The sequence below is a fragment of the Mesorhizobium sp. M0833 genome (assembly GCF_040319905.1).
GTDB lineage: Bacteria > Pseudomonadota > Alphaproteobacteria > Rhizobiales > Rhizobiaceae > Mesorhizobium.
The window spans coordinates 35,872-54,097 of sequence record NZ_JAMYOQ010000038.1 but is presented as its reverse complement, the minus strand read 5'-3'; the positions used below and the strand labels follow the sequence as shown (position 1 = coordinate 54,097).

The 18,226-nt window shown below is 56.8% G+C and carries 9 protein-coding genes and 8 pseudogenes; 8 read left to right on the top strand and 9 right to left on the bottom strand.

Features of this window, described 5'->3' with window-relative positions:
- Window positions 1-97: 97 nt before the first annotated feature.
- The 4 genes and pseudogenes from NKH98_RS28710 to NKH98_RS28695 all read left to right on the top strand — a co-directional run.
- Window positions 98-995, top strand: a pseudogene (locus tag NKH98_RS28710) (zinc-binding dehydrogenase); the annotation flags it as partial.
- 46 nt (window positions 996-1,041) lie between these two features.
- Window positions 1,042-1,611, top strand: coding sequence for an S-(hydroxymethyl)glutathione synthase (gene gfa, locus NKH98_RS28705; protein WP_352903564.1), 570 nt, complete (start codon window positions 1,042-1,044; stop codon window positions 1,609-1,611).
- Between the two features lie 309 nt (window positions 1,612-1,920).
- A complete protein-coding gene (locus NKH98_RS28700; protein ID WP_352903562.1) occupies window positions 1,921-2,922 on the top strand; it encodes a sterol desaturase family protein in 1,002 nt (333 codons plus the stop codon).
- 190 nt (window positions 2,923-3,112) lie between these two features.
- The gene (locus NKH98_RS28695) at window positions 3,113-3,943 is read left to right on the top strand and encodes a PDR/VanB family oxidoreductase (protein ID WP_352903560.1); all 831 of its coding nucleotides are present in this window, start codon (window positions 3,113-3,115) and stop codon (window positions 3,941-3,943) included.
- A gap of 818 nt (window positions 3,944-4,761) precedes the next feature.
- Here NKH98_RS28695 and NKH98_RS28690 read toward each other — a convergent pair.
- The 4 genes and pseudogenes from NKH98_RS28690 to NKH98_RS28675 form a co-directional block, all read right to left on the bottom strand.
- A pseudogene (locus NKH98_RS28690) lies at window positions 4,762-5,145 on the bottom strand (trimethylamine methyltransferase family protein).
- Window positions 5,146-5,272: 127 nt separating this feature from the next.
- Complete coding sequence (glyA, locus tag NKH98_RS28685; RefSeq protein ID WP_352903558.1) at window positions 5,273-6,529, bottom strand: serine hydroxymethyltransferase; 1,257 nt, start codon at window positions 6,527-6,529, stop codon at window positions 5,273-5,275.
- Between the two features lie 37 nt (window positions 6,530-6,566).
- Window positions 6,567-7,904 carry a preATP grasp domain-containing protein gene (locus tag NKH98_RS28680; RefSeq protein WP_352903556.1) on the bottom strand — a complete coding sequence of 446 codons (1,338 nt, stop codon included), beginning with the start codon at window positions 7,902-7,904 and terminating at the stop codon, window positions 6,567-6,569.
- 11 nt (window positions 7,905-7,915) lie between these two features.
- Entirely contained in the window at window positions 7,916-8,701 is a 786-nt protein-coding gene (locus NKH98_RS28675; RefSeq protein ID WP_352903554.1) for an aspartate/glutamate racemase family protein, read from the bottom strand.
- 458 nt (window positions 8,702-9,159) lie between these two features.
- On the opposite strand from NKH98_RS28675, the pseudogene NKH98_RS28670 reads away from it, so the two are divergent.
- Window positions 9,160-9,436 (top strand): annotated as a pseudogene (locus NKH98_RS28670) (transposase); the annotation flags it as partial.
- Window positions 9,437-9,639: 203 nt separating this feature from the next.
- Here NKH98_RS28670 and NKH98_RS33045 read toward each other — a convergent pair.
- Window positions 9,640-10,619: pseudogene (locus NKH98_RS33045) on the bottom strand (IS110 family RNA-guided transposase).
- A gap of 109 nt (window positions 10,620-10,728) precedes the next feature.
- On the opposite strand from NKH98_RS33045, the pseudogene NKH98_RS28655 reads away from it, so the two are divergent.
- Window positions 10,729-11,265 (top strand): annotated as a pseudogene (locus NKH98_RS28655) (IS3 family transposase); the annotation flags it as partial.
- A 218-nt stretch (window positions 11,266-11,483) separates the two neighbouring features.
- Here NKH98_RS28655 and NKH98_RS28650 read toward each other — a convergent pair.
- Window positions 11,484-12,772, bottom strand: a pseudogene (locus NKH98_RS28650) (IS110 family RNA-guided transposase).
- A 142-nt stretch (window positions 12,773-12,914) separates the two neighbouring features.
- Between NKH98_RS28650 and NKH98_RS28645 the strand changes: the two are divergent.
- Window positions 12,915-13,121 (top strand): annotated as a pseudogene (locus NKH98_RS28645) (integrase core domain-containing protein); the annotation flags it as partial.
- 23 nt (window positions 13,122-13,144) lie between these two features.
- On the opposite strand, the gene NKH98_RS28640 reads toward NKH98_RS28645, so the two are convergent.
- Window positions 13,145-15,217, bottom strand: coding sequence for a recombinase family protein (locus tag NKH98_RS28640; RefSeq protein WP_352778912.1), 2,073 nt, complete (start codon window positions 15,215-15,217; stop codon window positions 13,145-13,147).
- Window positions 15,207-15,404 (bottom strand): hypothetical protein, encoded by a 198-nt coding sequence (locus NKH98_RS28635; RefSeq protein WP_023722661.1) that lies wholly within the window; start codon window positions 15,402-15,404, stop codon window positions 15,207-15,209. Before NKH98_RS28635 ends, NKH98_RS28640 begins: the two co-directional genes overlap by 11 nt.
- A gap of 556 nt (window positions 15,405-15,960) precedes the next feature.
- Here NKH98_RS28635 and NKH98_RS28630 point away from each other — a divergent pair.
- Window positions 15,961-16,565: pseudogene (locus tag NKH98_RS28630) on the top strand (transposase); the annotation flags it as partial.
- A gap of 295 nt (window positions 16,566-16,860) precedes the next feature.
- Here NKH98_RS28630 and NKH98_RS28625 read toward each other — a convergent pair.
- Entirely contained in the window at window positions 16,861-17,607 is a 747-nt protein-coding gene (locus tag NKH98_RS28625) for a LuxR family transcriptional regulator (RefSeq protein WP_352903552.1), read from the bottom strand.
- Between the last annotated feature and the right edge of the window lie 619 nt (window positions 17,608-18,226).

The window sequence follows — 18,226 nt, the reverse complement described above, 5'->3', positions numbered from 1 at the left end:
GGTGGCTGAAGCAATTTTTGTGGCTCTTGATCGTCGCGTTCCTGAACCGGCCGAAGCAGCTTGCCGCTTAGCGGTCAAGATTGTTCACGGTCGACGAGCCGGCGTCACGACGTTGAGGCCAGGCGATCATGTCATTCCGCTCTACACTCCGGAATGCCGCCAATGCAAAACCTGCCTGTCGCAGCGTTCCAATCTCTGCACCTCCATCCGATCGACACAGGGGCTGGGTGTGATGCCCGACAGGACGAGACGCTTTTCCTGCGATAGCGGGGAGATCTTCCACTACATGGGCTGCTCGACGTTCGCTAACTTTACTGTCCTGCCCGAAATCGCGCTCGCCAAAGTCCGCGAGGACGCCCCCTTTGACAAAATTTGCTACATCGGTTGCGGCGTGACAACGGGCATCGGAGCGGTGATCTATACCGCCAAGGTTCGCCCCGGTTCAAATGTCGTCGTCTTCGGCCTCGGCGGAATCGGCCTCAACGTCATTCAAGGCGCGCGAATGGTGCGCGCCGAAAAGATCATTGGCGTCGATCTGAACCCGGCCAAGGTCGAAATGGCTCGCAGGTTCGGGATGACCGACTTCATCAATCCCAACGAAGTGGGAAATGACAAGGTCGTGCAGGCCATTCAAGATCTGACGGACGGGGGAGCGGACTATTCGTTCGACGCCACCGGCAACGTCAATGTCATGCGCCAGGCGCTCGAATGCTGCCATCGTGGATGGGGCGAGTCCATCATCATCGGGGTAGCCGAGGCTGGCAAGGAAATCTCCACACGTCCATTCCAACCTCGTCACCGGCCGCGTCTGGAAAGGCACAGCCTTTGGCGGAGCACGCGGCCGCACCGACGTTCCCAAAATTGTCGACTGGTACATGGAAGGCAAAATCAACATCGATGACCTGATCACGCACAAGTTGCCGCTTGATGAGATCAACACGGCATTCGACTTGATGCACGAAGGCAAGTCGATCCGTTCAGTGATCGTCTATTGATCGCTGATAAGAACCCGCATGTCGCGGGGAAACCCAGGAGAAAACCATGAGCGTTCGACTTCTTCATCCTTTGATCCAGAACGGGCTTCACAAGGGCGACAGCAATCATGCAGGCGGCATTCTTGCCTGCAAATGCACAGATCGACCTGTTAAGGTGAAGGTCTCGACCGGGATCGCCCACAACCATGCCTGCGGCTGCACAAAGTGCTGGAAGCCAGATGGCGCGGCCTTCTCCGTCGTGGCCGTGGCGCCAAGCGAAAGCGTTTCGGTCGCCGAAAACGGCGACAAGCTCGCTGTCGTCGATCCTTCTGCACTCATCCAACGCCACGCATGCAAAGAATGCGGCACGCATATGTACGGTCCGGTAGAACGGGACCATGCCTTCAAGGGCCTGTCCTTCATCCACCCGGAGCTGTTCGACAACGGCAACTGGCCGCAGCCCGGCTTTGCCGCTTTCGTGTCTTCGGTGATTGAAGCCGGGCGTCGATCCCTCGGAGATGGATGGCATCCGCGCGAAACTGAAGGATGTGGGCTCGATCCTTATGATTGTCTTTCGCCGGCACTCATGGACTACTTGGCGACTTGGACGGCAAAGAAAAACGGTATCCTGCAGTGACATTTTGAGGCGGGCCGGATCACTCTGGCCCCCTGTAAGATCGTGTCCATCTGATGGTCTAGGTGGGTTTAATAGGCATCGGTGTTTTCCCGTAGGGTCGGGCGCTCGGCGATACAAGACCTTTCTCGAATATCGGAATAAAAATTCCAATAAAGTAAGAATAAATTGGACAGGTCTGCGCCTGCGTGCGACCATTCCTTTGCTTCAGATACCGAACGCCATCAGCGCGCCCGGCGTCCTTTGGGAGAGCAGTTTGGGTGGAAAGACATGTCAAACCGAGAAGACAGTTCCTCTGGAAAGGCAACGGTCATGGATCGCGATCCTTCCAATTTGCCTATCGACGACGCTCCAATGAACGAGGAATGGAATTGGCATCCCAAGTTGCCGATTCCGAACTCGCCGTTGTTCGAATGGCCCCTGCGGCCTACCGCAATGTTCAGGTGGCTTGCGAAGTCCTGGTTCGAACTGTCGATGACGACGGTCACCCTGGGCACCGCCATTCTCACCGCAAACTACCTGCAACCCGCTCTCGAGCGCTGCGCCACTTTCGAGTTCCGGTGGATCGCCCAGATCTATCTGCGCAACTTTGCGCTGATCACGATCATCGCCGGCGGACTGCACCTTTATCTTCACACCTACAAGGTGCAGGGCAAGAAGCGCAAATTCATCGCGCAGGAATTTGCCAAGAACAAGAAGTTGTTCGCGTTGAGCAACCAGGTCTGGGACAATATGTTCTGGTCGCTTGCGAGCGGTGTTACGACCTGGACCGCCTACGAGGTTCTGTATTTCTGGGCGCTCAGCAATGGCTACATCCCGCAGCTGAATTTTTCCCAAAACCCAATTTTGGGTGTGGCTCTTTTCCTGTTGACCCCATTCTGGCTTTCATTCCACTTTTATTGGGCCCATCGCTTTCTGCATTGGGGACCGCTCTACCGAACTGTCCATTCGGTCCATCATCGCAATATCACGACCGGGCCGTGGTCGGGGTTCTCCATGCACCCCATAGAGCATGTCCTGTACCTGTCCTCGTGTCTCATTCACGTGGTGGTACCGTCCAACCCAATTCTGATGCTGTTCCACATGCATTTACAGGTATTGAATCCGCTCGCCTCGCATTCGGGCTTCGAGGAGCTTCTCGCTCGCGACAAGAGGCAGATGGCGCTAGGAAGTTTTTACCATCAGCTCCATCATCGCTTTTTCGAATGCAATTACGGCTCAGAGAACGTTCCGTGGGACAAGTGGTTTGGTTCGTTCCATGACGGTACAGCCGAGTCCACCGAGCAAATGCGCAAACGGCTCAGTGGTAAGTGAGCATTTAGATATGAGTATTTGGTCACGCGCGTTCGGCGGCGCTCGAAAAACCGCCTCCCTTCCCACCACACTCACCGTTCGCGTCGCTGCCGTAAGCGAGGAGGCAGTTAATGTACGCTCGTTCGTGCTCAGTCCGGCGTGTGGGTTGACGCTGCCACCCTTCGCTCCGGGTTCTCATGTCGAAGTTCACATGAAACCTGGTCTGTCGCGGACGTATTCCATATTCACCGATCCCCACGATGCTTCCAATTACCGAATTGCGGTGAAGCTCGAGGGGGCCTCCCGCGGTGGATCTCGATTCATGCATGAAGCGTTGTCGGCAGGCGACGAGCTGGAAATAGGCCGGCCGCGCAACAACTTCCCCCTGAACGAGGCGGCGGCTCATACGCTTCTTATAGCGGGAGGAATCGGAATCACACCGATCTTATCGATGGCCGACCGCCTCGCACAGATAGGGAGAAGTTTTGAACTCCATTACTTTGCCCGGTCGTCCGAACAGGCGCCGTTTCGCCACGAACTGTCCAAGGCACCCTATTCCCGTCAGGTACATTTCCATTTTGGGCTGGAGCGGGCCGCTATAAAGGACCGCCTCGTCCAGCTGCTCGCGGCCCCGCCCGCCGATGGCCATCTCTATCTATGCGGACCGGAGGGGTTTATGGATTTGGCCAAGGCGACAGCACAGGCGAGCTGGCAGGAGGCGGCTGTCCATATAGAGCGCTTCTCCGCCGATCCGGCGGCATCGGTCGGCCCACAATCGAGTTTCGAGGTTCGCTTGGCCCGCTCAGGGGGAAACTTCTTTATACCCGCCGACTGTAGTATTCTCGAAGTGCTCGAGAAGCAGGGCGTCAAAATACCCTCTTCATGCCGTCAGGGTGTTTGCGGTTCCTGCGCAACCGGTGTTCTGCAGGGCGAACCCGATCATCGCGACGTGTTTCTCTCAGCTCGAGAAAAGGCTGCCAATGACCAGATTTGCCCCTGCGTCTCACGAGCCAAGACAAGCTTTCTGGTTCTTGATGCGTAGCCGTCCTCATTTATCAACAATACTCGCAAATCGAGTATGGAGGAATTGCCGAAATTCCCAAAGCAGACGCGAAGGGCTTGTATGAGCTCGGCTTCGATTACTACGACCTCTTGAATTCCAACCAGTGCGGACCTGTGCTGTGTCGACTTACCCCGTTGAGTGGCAACAGCGCCGGCGATAATGGCGGTCGACGATGAAGATCGAAACTCAATGGCTCGCTGCGCGTAAAGAGTAATAGACTGCCCGCTGCCAAAGGCAGCATGTTGCGAACGAGCACGCGCTAGCGGATCCTCGACGGGTCGACGTCGTCGCTGACCGCAACAATGCGGCCGCACACGTCCGCTCCCTGGTTCCGGGGAAACGCCAGCGGCGTTCCCGACCAACTGGCATCGCCGCCTTCGGCCGCGGCGAACCCGTCTGCGGCGCCCGTGTTCGTTTCGGCGGCCGCGCTCTTGGAGTACCAGCCTGAACGCGTGTTGATGTTGGTGTTGTTGATACCGGCAGCTCCGACCCGGATCAGGACCTCGCCGCGGCGTGGCGTCGGACGGGCACGTCAGTGCGATATTCGAGCTTCTCGAAGCCGCTATGACCGGTAAGAAGCACTGTTTCCATCTTCATCTCGTTTCCTCGTTTCATATCAAGTGCGGTGGTCCGCTAGACCGCCCGCTCGCGTGTCAAGTCCGGGCCGCAACATGGGAGTGCCGGCCGTGCTGGCGGTCGGATCCGGGAGCAAATCAGTAGCTCTGATTGAGTTCATCGGCCGCCGGAATTTCCCGCTCACGCCGTGCGATGTAGTCGCGTAGGGCCTCGTCTTTGCCTCATCGAGCTTCGGTTCCTGGTATTCCGACAAAAGGGGCGTATTTCAGCGCGCGTTTCGTGGTGTCCAGGCCGCCGCCCTCTGCCTGCCATTGCCCGATCGAGTTGTTGTCGAAGAGCTCGGGCATGAAGCACGCGGGCTGGAAATTCTCCTGCGTATGCGGATGGCCCAGTTAGTGTCCGCCCGGGCCTACATCCGGTATCGCAGAAAGTGCCTGATCGAAGTCGTCCCATTTGGGACCCTCTGCCATTCGGTAGGCCATGGCGCCTTGCTCGGCATCGACAACGAATTTTGCGACCGAGCAGTGTATCCCGGCCTCGGTCCAGCCTGCCGAATGCCAGATGTAAGGCACCGAGGCACCTTGAGCGGACCCACCCGATAGCATGCAAATTCACTTTCTCTTCTCCTTCCAATCCAGCTCCCTAAACTAAAGCCAAGTGTCAAATCGAGGCACGGGTATTGGCGGAGGGCTGCGTTATGCCATCCGATTGTATTCGACGGTTTTACGCCAACTACCCGACCCACTTCTGATTAAACAAAGGAAGTCCCTGCGTGCTTTCCTTTACAAAGGATCTCAGGTCCGCCACTCTCTCATGATTACATGCAGACGTAACGACCGTTCCAATCATTACCCCAAGCTCAAAAAATTGCTGTTCATCAAACCCTCGTGTTGTCAGTGCAGCACTACCGATTCTCAGCCCGCCTGCCTTAGATGGCGGAAGCGTGTCAAAGGGGATTGGATTTTTATTCGCGACGACTTGAGCTTCTAGCAACGAGCTTTCAACTTCATTACCGGTCGTGCGACACCTCAACAAATTAAGAAGCAGTAGATGCGAGGAAGTACCGCCGGAAACAAGCGTAGCCCCTGCATAGAGCAGGCCTCGCTCCAGCGCCTTCGCATTTCTCAACACATCTTTTGCATACTCCTGAAACCGAACAGTCGTTACTTCTGAAAGTAACGCCGCTCGCGCCGCAATCAAGTCCATTTTGGGCGCGCCCTGCAAGCCTGGAAATATTGCTCTATCTATTTGTTTAGCTAAACCACTTTTACACAATACCAATCCACCGCCACGTGGTCCTCGCAGGGTTTTGTGTGTGGAAGTGGTCACTATGTCGGCGTGAGGGAAAGGAGAGGGGGTTGCGCGTCCCGCCACAAGACCTGCGGTATGTGATAAATCCACCCAAAGAAGTGCGTCAACCTCTCGTGCGATCTGATTCATTTTCTCATACTCAATCAATCTCGGATACGACGAACCTCCGCAGATGATTGCTGCAGGTCGATTTTCCAGCGCAACTGATCGCACTTCATCATAATCCAGTTGCTCATCGGCCTTTGAAACTCCGTAGAAACACCATCGAAAATTTTGGCCGCTTGCATGGAAGGGGGCGCCGTGGCTTAAGTGACCGCCGTCCTGAAGCCGCATTGCCATCAGTCCGTCGGGTGGCTGAAAAAGCTCATTCATTATCGCGAAATTGGCAATGGTAGCACTCATGGCCTGAACATTCGCGTGTTCGCATCCGAAAGCAGTTTTTGCCCTCTCGACGGCTAAATTTTCTAGTTGGTCAGCGTATTCGCAACCAGAGACACACCGCTTACCCGGGTAACCCTCCGCATTCTTGTCGGCAAATATACTTCCTTCAAACGCCTTGATCGCAGGAGAGGAATAATTTTCAGAGGCGACCAAGCTTATCTGGGATAACTGCCGATGCTCCTCCAACCGCACAAGGTTGCCAACTTCGACATCCACCGCCTTTGTAATATCACTCATTATTACCACCCTAATAATTCACGACGAAAAATGGTATTCAATATCCTCTCTCGGCCAAATCAATGAGGTCGCATTCTATGCCTTGAACATCTCTCAGATCGCTTCCGACGATCACGAAGTCAAACGGACCGTTATCTCCATAGCCCTCCACCATCACAACTGCTCCACGTTTGACAGAAGAATTGTAGTGCAGTTGTTTTTTTTCAAGCACGTCAACAAGATCTGGAAACGGAATGTCAATAGGGATAGAGTTTCGCGATAAGACAACGCGCTCTCCGGCTTTGATATCTGGTTCTAATCCTAGAGAATTTAATACGGCCTTGACCGAAGAGAAACCTCCGTGTCGCCCGTTTACTTCACATGCAAAGAAACCGACATCTTTGGCCTTAACGATATCGACGCTGAGCGGTCCACAATACCCGGCTTCACGGGCATAATTGGCAAGATTTTGGCACCAAGCCAGAACGTCTTTTGGCAGTTGTTCAACAAGCGATTTATCCCAATATGCGCCTCCGTATCCTGGATTGAACAGGATTGACGCAACGCCTACAAGTGCTACTCTGCCTCTTCTAATGTCGAAATGTATGCCTACCGAAGACTCGTTTTCGCTATATTCCTCAACGATCACAGGCTCTTTCTCCGTCGCAATCAATCCTATTTCTTGAACCACCGCGCGTATAGAGCTGACATCAGCCTCGCGAATACATACCGCGCGCGTCGCGCCCTGGAACGATCTTTCGATACTCTTCGACATGACGAAGTTGCCACTACCACCTGAATGACGAGCCACCTTCAGAATAACCTTATCGGAAACTGTAAGGGCTCTACACGCAGCATCCACCACTTCCTGGGTGTCTAAACAGACACTGCCACTTGCAATCGGTACGCCGAGATCGGGCGCATACTCACGAAATTTTGCCTTGTCGTTAAAACGACGAGTTGCTTCTGGATTTACCCGTAAGGTCTGATTTGAAAACGCTACGGGAACATCCCCCAAAAATTTTGCAATGCAAATAGATATTTCGTCGGCGATATACGGCTCCAGACACGAAACGCGGTCCGAAGCCAACAAGCTCAGGGACTTGGACAAAAGACTGCCAGCCTCGATGTCTTTTTTCGAGATCGGTAAAGGACGCTTCGTATGTATTGAGGAAGTCGTTAGCGACACAATGTTGCTTCCACCTTTTAGTTCATTAACATAGTCTAAGAATGGGCGCGTTACTGTCGTCGGTGTAATAATTACGTCGTTGTTCGTCGCAAACCAGATCATTCGTTTGGCTGTAGCCGCATATGCTTGCAAACAGCTGTCCGACAACAGGTGAACTGATGGAGCCATTGCATCGGACCCGACGTTTCCTAGTACTACTGCGGTCATCGTTTTATACCTTATGAGGTCGGCCGATATTTGGAGAGTGATTGGCCTTCTGTCGTCCACCACTCGACACAAGCATCAGCAAGAATGTTAATAGGGTCAATAATGTCATTATCGTCTACCAAGTCCCCGGATATCGCGGACAATTCGCTGCAGGCCAGAATAATTATATCGGGGTCAAAAGATCTTACGGATTTGACAACTTGCGCTAGGTGGGTTCGTGCATCTTTGATTTTACCTGACTTGACGTCGGAAATAATTTTTACGGTCTCTCTTTGAATGTCTTTGAGGGCGTGGCAAAAGTCGTTGCCGAACCCGTTTTCGCTTGGTCGAACGTAAAGGGGCTGGTGCATAGATGCGCTTGTCCCCAGCGCAATTGAACGAATATTGTGTTTTTCGCTGCCACGTAAGTCGTGTATCACTTGTCTTGTTATCTCAACCATGTTGATCAATTTTACTGAGAGCGCTTGTTCGATTTCTGACACCCAGAGATGAGCAGTATTGCAGGGGATGGCGATTGCTCCGCATCCAGCTTTCTCTAACCAATACGCGCGTTCCAAAATTTGCCGCAAGGGCGCGTCACTTCCGATTGAAATTGCTTGCGAACGATCCGAGATGCTAGGAAGCGACAGAGCAACAAATGGGATGTGATCTTGGTCTCTTTCAACTCGGCTTTTTCGAGCCAGAACCTCCAAGAATTTTGCAGTTGCCAAGCTTCCCATTCCGCCGACCACTCCGAGTGGTTTTCGTTGCCCGAGTGGCCCGGATGGGGAATTATGTCGCGGGAAGACGTCGATCATCCAAAATTCCTATTTTTAAAGGTTCAGGCCACCGATCACCTGAGGCAGCTTGTTCTCAATGGCCACATGTTCACTACCTGCTGCTCCGCCGCCGTCGTCGGCGCGCCCGGTATCGCTGAAGCTATAACGACGCGGATCCGCCTATATTTGCAGAGCTTGTTGACACGCCATCAACGCTTCAAAAATTGTGCCAACTTCGCAGAAAGAGCCTTGGACAAAGCTTTTTTGATATTAAGACCAGATGTTTAAGCCAGAGTGCGGTGCGAAATTCGGCCCACGCCACTATGTTGCAGGTGTGACAAACCGACAGGGCGTGTGTCGCTTATCGATGGCCGGGTAGAGACAGCGCCAATGGCCCGAATGTTCGCCTAGGCCTCATGGATGTCGTGTTGCCTCTGACCTGAGACCCTGAACTTCGTCCGGATTTGGGTAGAGTCCGTCGATCATGGAGACGGACGATGCGACCCTCACGGTTCACGGAAGAACAGATAATCGGGATGCTGAAGAAGCAGGAGGCCGGCGGACGTATGCCGCAAGCACGGTATTTCGGCTGCGACCTTCTACAAGTTCAAGGCCAAGTTCGGCGGAATGGACGTATCCGACGCCCGTCGCCTGAAGGCTTTGGAGGACGAGAACGCCCGGCTGAAGAAGCTGCTGGCCGAGCAGATGCTCGACAACGCGATCCTGAAGGATGTCGCAGCAAAAAAGTGTATGGTCCGCCCCGTCCGTGCAAGGCGTCGCGACATCACGAATGACGATTTCAGTTGCATAAATGTATCCGGCCTCTCGCGAGTGGACTGCTGTTGCAGCCAGGCCATGTCATGCCGTTCCCAATAAATGGTTCGGGCACGAAGCCCGCTTTTTTGCACAGGCCTTACGGCATGCTGATCCACTGTTTCGTCGTCACGATCCCGAGCCTTGCAATCGAGCCGCAAGCGTCAGGCGAACGCAGGATCTCTGCGTTCGTAGAGTGCACCCGGCTTGTTTAAAACCACCCAGACAATGCGTGCCATCTTGGCGGCAAGTGCGACGATGGCTTTGTTCGGATGCATGCGAGACTGAAAACCGTTGAGCCAGCTTCCCAAGCGATCGCGCGTTCGGTCCAGATGGCGAAAGCAGGATCGCGCTTGCACCAGGGGCTTTCTCACATAGCGGTTGCCGCGTTTGCTGATGGCCAGCAACGTCTGTTTTCCTCCAGTCGAGTATTGGCACCAAGCCCAGCCATGCCGCTAGATCGCGGGCTGTGCGGAACTGCTGCCCGTTGCCGATAGCGGCGAGCAATGCAGTCGCACCTAATCCGCCGATACCAGCGATTGTCATCGGTCGGCGTGCGACGTCCTCTCGATCGGCTATCGGTTCGATCTCCTTCGTCACCTGGCGGATACGCTCTTCAAGGCGAGAGAGATCGGCGTTTAAATCGCCGAGCAGCCGGCGCATTGCCGGCGACAAATCGTTCTCCTCGTCATTCAAGGCGTGCGGCAGCCTTGACGCAAAGGGACGCCGTATTCGAGGCAGAAAGCCCGCATCTGGTTGATCAAGCGCGTCCTCGAGCCGATCATCTGGTCAGGAATCCTGTGCAGCGCTTGAAGATCAACCTGATCAGTTTTCCTTCACGGTGATGAAGCGCATTGTCGGCCGTGTCGTACCTCCGCGATCGCCTCAGCGTCGATGATATCGTTCTTGTTCGACCTCACGTACGGCTTCACGAATTGCGCGGGGATCAAGCGCACTGTGTGACCAAGTGCCTGTATTTCCGGGCGAGCCACTGTGAACCTGCGCAGGATTCCACGCCGACTATGCTCGGATCTGCGCGTGTAAAGAACTGCAGAAGGGTCTCTCGCCGAAAGCGGGCTTTCTTAACAGGCGTGCCGTCGCAGCTCAGGCCAATGACGTGGAAAATGTTCTTGCCAATATCGATTCCATAGACAGCCGCGGGTCACGGCAAATTACGATGCGCCATGCTACTTTCCTCCATTGATCTGACCTCCGCATGATGAGCGAGGAGGACGGGGCGGACCATCCCATTAATGGTGACGCCCGATGCGAAGCGGAAGGCGGTGGCTCATGCCTGCGAGGCGCATGGACCAGCGTCGGGCGTGCCAGGCTCTGAGCATCGACCGTTCGAGGGTGCGCTACACCACAGCATCCGTCCGGACGACGCTCCGTTGAGTGAGGCGATAAAGGCTGTGGCAGCGGAGCGACGGCGGTTCGGGTATCGCAGGATCCACATCATGGTGGAGCGGCAGGGCATCGTGATGAACCAGAAGAAGCTGCGGCGCCTATACCGGGAGGAGAAGTTGCAGGTGCGCCGGCGCGCCGCTGCAAGCGGGCGCTGGGCACACGCAGGCCGATGCTCGTGCCCGATCGCGCCGACGCAAGGTGGAGCCTCGACTTCGTCTCCGACACCTTCACCGACATTCGGGTGCTCGCCGTGGTCGACGACTTAACCCGGGAGTGCCTGGCCCTGATCGCCGACACCTCGCTGTCGGGCCTGCACGTCGTGCGCGAGCTGGATGCCATCATCCGGCTGGCGCGCCGGGCCGGACACGATCGTCTCCGACAACGTCCTAAGAGTGGAAGGAAATGGGGCAGACGGTCAAAGTCTCTCTGTTCGCCAGCATGCTCTCGCCGCATGACGCTCGTCAAGTTGCATAGTCGAACCAGGCGGCTTCCACCGGCAAAGGAAAAGGTCTCGTCCATAGCAAACACAGGGTACGCACGATGGCGGCCCTCACCGTCCTCAACACGAGCTTCTGATCCAGGTAGAAGACCCAAGCATTATCTACAGGGTCATCGAAAGCGATGCCCTTACGGCCCTAGCTGACAGAGGTTCTTCCACCTGGCACCCGCCCTTCAACAAAGGGCCGGTAGACGGAACCGCTCTTAATGACGGCGTGTACGACGCGCGCCATCTTGGCGGTAATTGCGGTCATCGCCTTGCGGCGCAGATCTGGATTATCGCGATCTCTCGCGATGTAGCGTTCGAACTTGTGCCGGAATCCGTTCTCACGCTGTCGGATGGCGACTTGCCCGGCGACCCACAGGGTGAGGCGCAAACGAGCATTGCCGAACTTGAAAAGACGGGGCTGGCCTCGATATTGGCCGGACTGCTGTGTCGACAGATCCAGTCCGCAGAATTTGAGAAACTGACGGTGATGGTGAAAGCGGCGGAGATCTCCGGCCTCGGCAATGATCGTCAACGCGTTGATCGGCCCCATGCCGGGTATCTGTCGCAGGAGCTGGTAATCCTGACTGTGCCGCAGCAGTTCGTCGGCCTGCGTTTCGATCTCATTGCGTTGCCCGATCAGACTGCGTGCTTCGGCAATGACCATCGGGAACATGCGAATGGCAGGGCATCAAGCGGTAGCGGTAGTCCCCGATCGATGTGCGTGCCGTCTCGTAAATATCCATCAGAATCTGCGTCTTGCTGACTTTGCGGCTGACGACATCCCAAGCTGCTGTCACAAACTCCTCCTTCGTCAGCACCGTAGCGCTTGCCGGCGTCGGAAAAGCGTCGAGGAGAGCGAAGAACCAATCGCTGCGGCTGTTTCCCCCATAAGCGATCGATCTCGGGAAAATACAGCGGCAGGTAATGCGTCAGGATGCGATGCTGGATCTCGGTCTTGGCCCTAGCTATCGCCTCATGCGTCTCGACAGTTCCTGCACATCGTTGATACCGGCGCGGAGCGGATCATGATAGAGCTGGGTCGCTTGGATTCTCAGCATGTGCAGGATCAGCTGCGCATCCTTAGGATCGTTCTTGTCCCAGCTATTGTGCAATGCTTCTCGCGTCTGCGCGAGCGCTAGCGATGATACCAGCCGAACCTCAAAACCAAGGCGACATGCGGTGGGTCGGTGATAATTGCCCGTCGCCTCAACGCCGCAGACCACCGGTCGGCAATACGTCTGCAGAACTTCCATCAGCCGATCATGATCCGAACGATTGTTGAGGACCTGCAGCCGGCGGCGACGTTTATGGCTTGAGTCTTCGATCAGAACTTCATTGCGAATGTTGGCAATGTCGACGGCTACCAACACCGCACCGGCGGGTATAATATTTGCGCTGGTCATCGTCGGTCTCTCCGAATGGGTTGTGAACGCTCACGTTCTAGAGAACACTGGCCATGGCCGCCTTCAGCGGTGCGCGCTTGCAGTGAAAAGCTGGGCGCACCGCTGTGTCAGCTGCCTCCGCTCAATCTTCCGTAGGTGCTACGGCACGGAGCTGACCTCGATGGCAGTCCTGCGCTCGTGCCAGCAGACCCGCGTGGAATGGCACTACATCGCGCCCGGAAAGCCTATGCAAAATGCCTTCGTAGAAAGCTTCAACGGGCGCTTCAGGGACGAATGCCTAGATGACACACTATTCTCGACGTTGCCCGCGGCCCGCAGCGCGATCACCTCATGGAAGGAGGATTACAATCCTGTTTCATAACACCCATCTGTCTATGTCGTTGAAGTGAATAGGTTTTGCTGATCTGGATGCGATCCCGTGGGGTATTTTGGGTTTTGCCGCGCGCGATGAACGATGCGCTGTGCCGCAGGTTCGCCAAGCGTTGATCGGCTGAAGACCCATGGACCATCCGGCAGAGGATGAACGCCTTCGATCTCGCCCGCCTCGGCGGCGAGCCTGAGGGTCTTCGGTGCAACGCCGAGAAGGCGCGCCGCCTTGTTCAGGTTAAGCCATGGCTCTTTGCCGTCCGCCGCTGGCCGGAAGACAGGGATCTTATGATGCGACCTGTGCGCGGTGACCCGTTCGCGTGTCCATCGATTGCCGTGGCCGGTCACCAGTCCATTGCGGTTGAGGATGCCAGCAATCAGATCATCATTGGCGATGAGCACCAGTTGGCGGACGGCCGCGATGATATCGCCGGACGTGCTGTTGCGCTGTCCACGGCGCCGCTTCGGCAGGCGCAGTTCAGTATGGACGCCGCCAACCCAATGGATCAGAAGAACGATCTCTGACGCTTCGTCATCGATATCGGCGACCACCTCCCGGATGACGGTGCGAACGATGCGCTTCTTGAGCCTTGCATCCGTCGTCGGCGCCGCCCATACAGCCTTGAGATCGGCGGCGAGCGCGGTGACGTGTATTGGCGACAGAAGTGATGGCTCCGATGTCGAGGCATCATGCGCGGCAATCCTGCTCTCGATCTCGCCGACACGCGTAAGCGCCCGGTTCCATCGCAACTCCAGTTCCGCCGCGACCAGCCGGTTCTGCGGATCGATGGCGTCGTATTGCCGGAACGCCCGATCGGCGTTGTAGCGTGCCGCCTCGCGATCGCGCATCAGAGCATCGCGGACCTGATCGCGGCGACTGGCCGCTTGCGCTTCGGCCTCGACGGCCGCGGCTATCGCTGCCGGCTCGACAACCCGCAGAAGAGCTTCCTCGATGGCGTCGTCGACGCGTAGTCCACCGAAGGCGATGCAACGCGGCTCGCCATTGTCAAGCAGACCACGCCAGCAGGAATAGCGCGGAATGTTGTGCTTGGTTCCCGTGTAGCGGACCGTCAGCTTGCGGCCGCAGCGCCGGCAGCGGACAAGGCCGGCGAGCAGAGCGTCGCCATGCTTGGGCGCCCCGTGATGCCGGCTCGTGGGCACGTTGTCGCTCACCATCTTGCGGATCGCTTCCGCCCTTTCCCAGCTGACGTAGCCTTCGTGTGCACCCGGGATCAGCGCCAGCCATTCATCACGCGCCTTACGGCGGCTGCGCGAACGAATGGCTGTTGCATCATATCCCGACGCAGCACGAGTCTTACCATAGGCGTAGGCGCCGCCGTAGATCGGGTTCTCGATCATTCGGTGGATGGTCGCATAGCTTGGCCTGCGCCAGACCACATCGCCATTGTTGCGCTTGGCAGGCAAATCCAGCCCATGTTCGAGGAACCAGAGCAGGGCCTGGCGGGCACTGCCGAGTTCCGCCACCTTGTCAAACACAAGGGTGATGGCCTCCTGCATGCGACGGTCGGGATCCTTCTCCAGCCGGTCGCCGACCTTCACGAAGCCGACCGGGGAAGCGACGACGAGTTCACCGCGCCGGGCCTTCTCATAGCGGGCCGACAAGGAGCGCTGACGCAGAAGATCGAGCTCATACTCGTTGAGACTGCCCTTCAATCCCAGCAGCAGCCGGTCATTGCCCTGGCGCGGTGCGTAGACCGTCTCCTGGTCGATCAGCACGGTATCGACGACGCGGCACATCTCGATGAGCTGCTGCCAGTCGCGGCTGTTGCGGGCGAAGCGCGATACCTCCCGCGCCGCAACCGCCCCAACCTTGCCGAGACAGACTGCTGCGACCATCCGATCGAAGCCCGCTCGCGCGACACCGCCAGCAGCAGAGCGGCCGAGATCGTCATCGACCGTCTCGATGCAAGACCAGCCGAGCGCGACCAGGCGATCGCGCATCGCATACTGCAGGGCGCTGCTCTCACGATTGTGCAGAACCTGATGGGCCGAGGACTGCCGCACATAAAGGATCGCCTTTCGCTCCAGATGGTGGGGCCGGATCTTCTCATGCATCATGGCGTGCCTCCTCCCGTGGAACGGCGCGCTCGCCGTCGACGTGGTCGAGGATCAGGCGCACCATCAGCTTTGTCAGCGTCAGGCGCGTCTCTTCCGGCAGCGCCTGCCATGGTGGCATCTGCGCGGTCTCCGCATCGTGCGGGTTGGAGAACAGATCGAACTGATATGTCGTGGGCTGGCGCGGCATGGACCTCTCCCCGATTCGCGTCGTGAGGATCCGATGCTGCGCCCGAAACCTCCAATTGCGATGGGGTGTGGGAATTGGCCGTCGCGTCCTGCAGCAGTGTCACCAAGACGCCAAGCGTTCTGGGATCGACATGTGGGGCAGCGGCAATGCGCCACGCGGTGCAGACCGCGCGATCAAACATCCAGGCCGGAACCTCCAGCCACCGATCGGAGGCGTGGCCAGAGAGACTGCAGCGGAAAACCTCCCGGTCAGCCTTCTCGATCACCTCATGAACGTGAACACAACGCCCGGCCCAGTGATGCCATGGATAAAGAAACTTGCGTTCCTCGGTCCCGTGGGCGTTCTCTCGTCGTGTTGTACAACCACCATCGACCACACACGCGGCCCTCGGAAACATGACACCGGCCGAGTTCGCAATGAAATCAACACTGGAAAAACAGGCCGCATAATCGGCGATGGTCTTCGGGTCGGTCTCGATAAGGCCCTTTTGTGCGATGAATCGCAGATGATGGTTGGAGCGCACCGCCAGCACATAGGGCTGGCGACGCGCCTCCAGATCGAGAATGTGGTCCGGGCGATCCTGCGGGGGGCCGGCGTCAAGCTCGGCACGCCGTCGCGCACTGCCTTTGCCGATCGCGTGCGCGAGCTGGCCCGCGCCCACGCCGAGTGGTGACGATGGTCGAGCCGCTGCTTGCGATCCTCAGCGTCATGCTGAAGGAGTTCGCCCGCCTGACCAAAAAGGTTCTCGACATCCGGCGCAAGGAGGAAGTCCGTCGGCGGCTGATGAGCGCACCGGGCGTCGGGCCGATCACGGCGCTCGCCTTCCGCGCCACCATCGACCGGCCGGAGCGGTTCGGCTCCTCGCGGGCGGTGGGGGCGCATCTGGGGCTGACGCCGGCGCGCTACCAGTCCGGCGAGACCGAGATCCAGGGCAAGGTTAGCCGCTGCCGCGACGAACTCGCCCGCACCGCCCTCCACGAGGCAGCGCATTCGCAGAAATGGTCGAGCTTGCGCGGCTGGGGGCATGAATATCGCCAACGCTGCGGCATGGCGCGGGCCCGCGTGGCGGTAGCCCGCAAGTTCGCCGTCGTCCTGCACCGCACATGGACTGACGCGACCGAGTTCCGCTTCGGAAATTGGCCTGCCGCGCTGGCGGCCTAAGCCGCGACGAGCACCGAAGGAGCAAAAAGCAGAGCTTTCGCCCGACCGGGCGATGCCCGGATCTTCCGCGGAACGATGGGCGAGGCGATCTCGTTAAGAGTCCCGAACCTGCCGGCCAAACTCGGCAAGGTCGTGGAAATCGATTGAGACGCCTCGCTCTCCTGACCCCATCATGCGGCGGCCAGAGCGCCGACCGCAAAGAGAAGCGAGTGACCACGGAACGGACGGAGAATAGTGCAGGAGCACCTCGACCACAGCGACTCCAATCAGAAAAGGCACTAATATCACACACTTTTCATGCTTCGATAATTCCAAGGTTTGTTGCTTTAATGGCAGCGACAGTTCTGCTGGCGGTATCCAGCTTCCGCATCGCGTTTTTTAAATGGAAATTTACCGTGTTCACTGATATTCCTAAAATCTTGCCCATTTCCCATGACGATTTACCTCTCGCTGTCCACAGAATGCACTCTTTCTCTCTAAAAGATAAGTTATTAACTTGATTAAATGCGTTCGAATTGCCGAACTTCGTAACCCTTACATGGAAATGTAGCGCGGCTAGTTGCAAGTATGTAATTGTTCTATTTTGGAATTCGCGGTCCCAAGGTTGAGCAAAGCTCATGATGGTAAAGCTGCCGGCGGGGCCGTGCAATGGAACAGTAACGCCTGACTTTAAGCCGAACGTCGCGGCTTCGTCTAAAACGCGCCGTTCATTTTCAGTCGTGCTTGCATCTTTATACACCTCGCTCCATTGAATGGCGCCTACCCTGTTTCGACTTTTCTTGATGATCGGGTCTATTTTGTCATAACCCATTTTGAAGTAGCGTTCTTTCCATTCGTCAGGGTAATTCAACATGACCGCCGAATCTGGTTGGGCCGGCTTCAAAACCTTTTGGTCGGGTGCAAGAGGACCGTAGGCGATCCAGGGGCAATCAAAATTCAACGCAAAAGCAGACAACAGGTCGAACAACTGTTTGGATTGAGCTATACCATCAGTCTCGTCGAGAAATCGGCCTAACTCGACCCCAATCCGCGGGAGTCCCATCGTTTCCCCTTCCTTGCGTTGTCGCAAGCAGACGGCCGTATGAGCCCTGTGGCTCTATACGCCGCCGTCGGCAGGCCAGCATCGCAAATGCGCCTGTCAGACGCAGACTTGAATATGCCATCGGGTCGGAGCTCCCACCGGCACCTGACGAGGGACCTTCAAAATTCGTACCAGCTTGGCACCAAAGATTTTGTTCCGATTTATCAATCTATTGGCTAAGGTCCGCAGGAAGCTGGCCGAACAGCCCCTGTGTCGCAGACTCGACAAACCGTTCAGTATGCGTCGATTGCGGGTATTTCCGCCCAATGGGGCGGGTCCGCTTCGCTTATCAAATCAGCATAGGTCCACCAGAGAACAAGATCCGGCCGCGCAACCTGAAAAAGCTGTTCAACAGCACGCGCCGCTTTCCTGATTGACTGGCGCTGTGAATGAATTAGGGCGATATCCCCGGCCTTGAGCTGGAAGTCGCGACAAGGAACAGCATCGAGATAAGCTGCCGAGTAGGGATACGCCCGTGGTCTCCACACCCTGCGACTCTCGGTCCGCGACTGTCGGCTTATGGCTCCAGAGCCGCAGATTGCCACCTTCCTCGGCGATGCTGGGATAGAAGTTGAGTGCT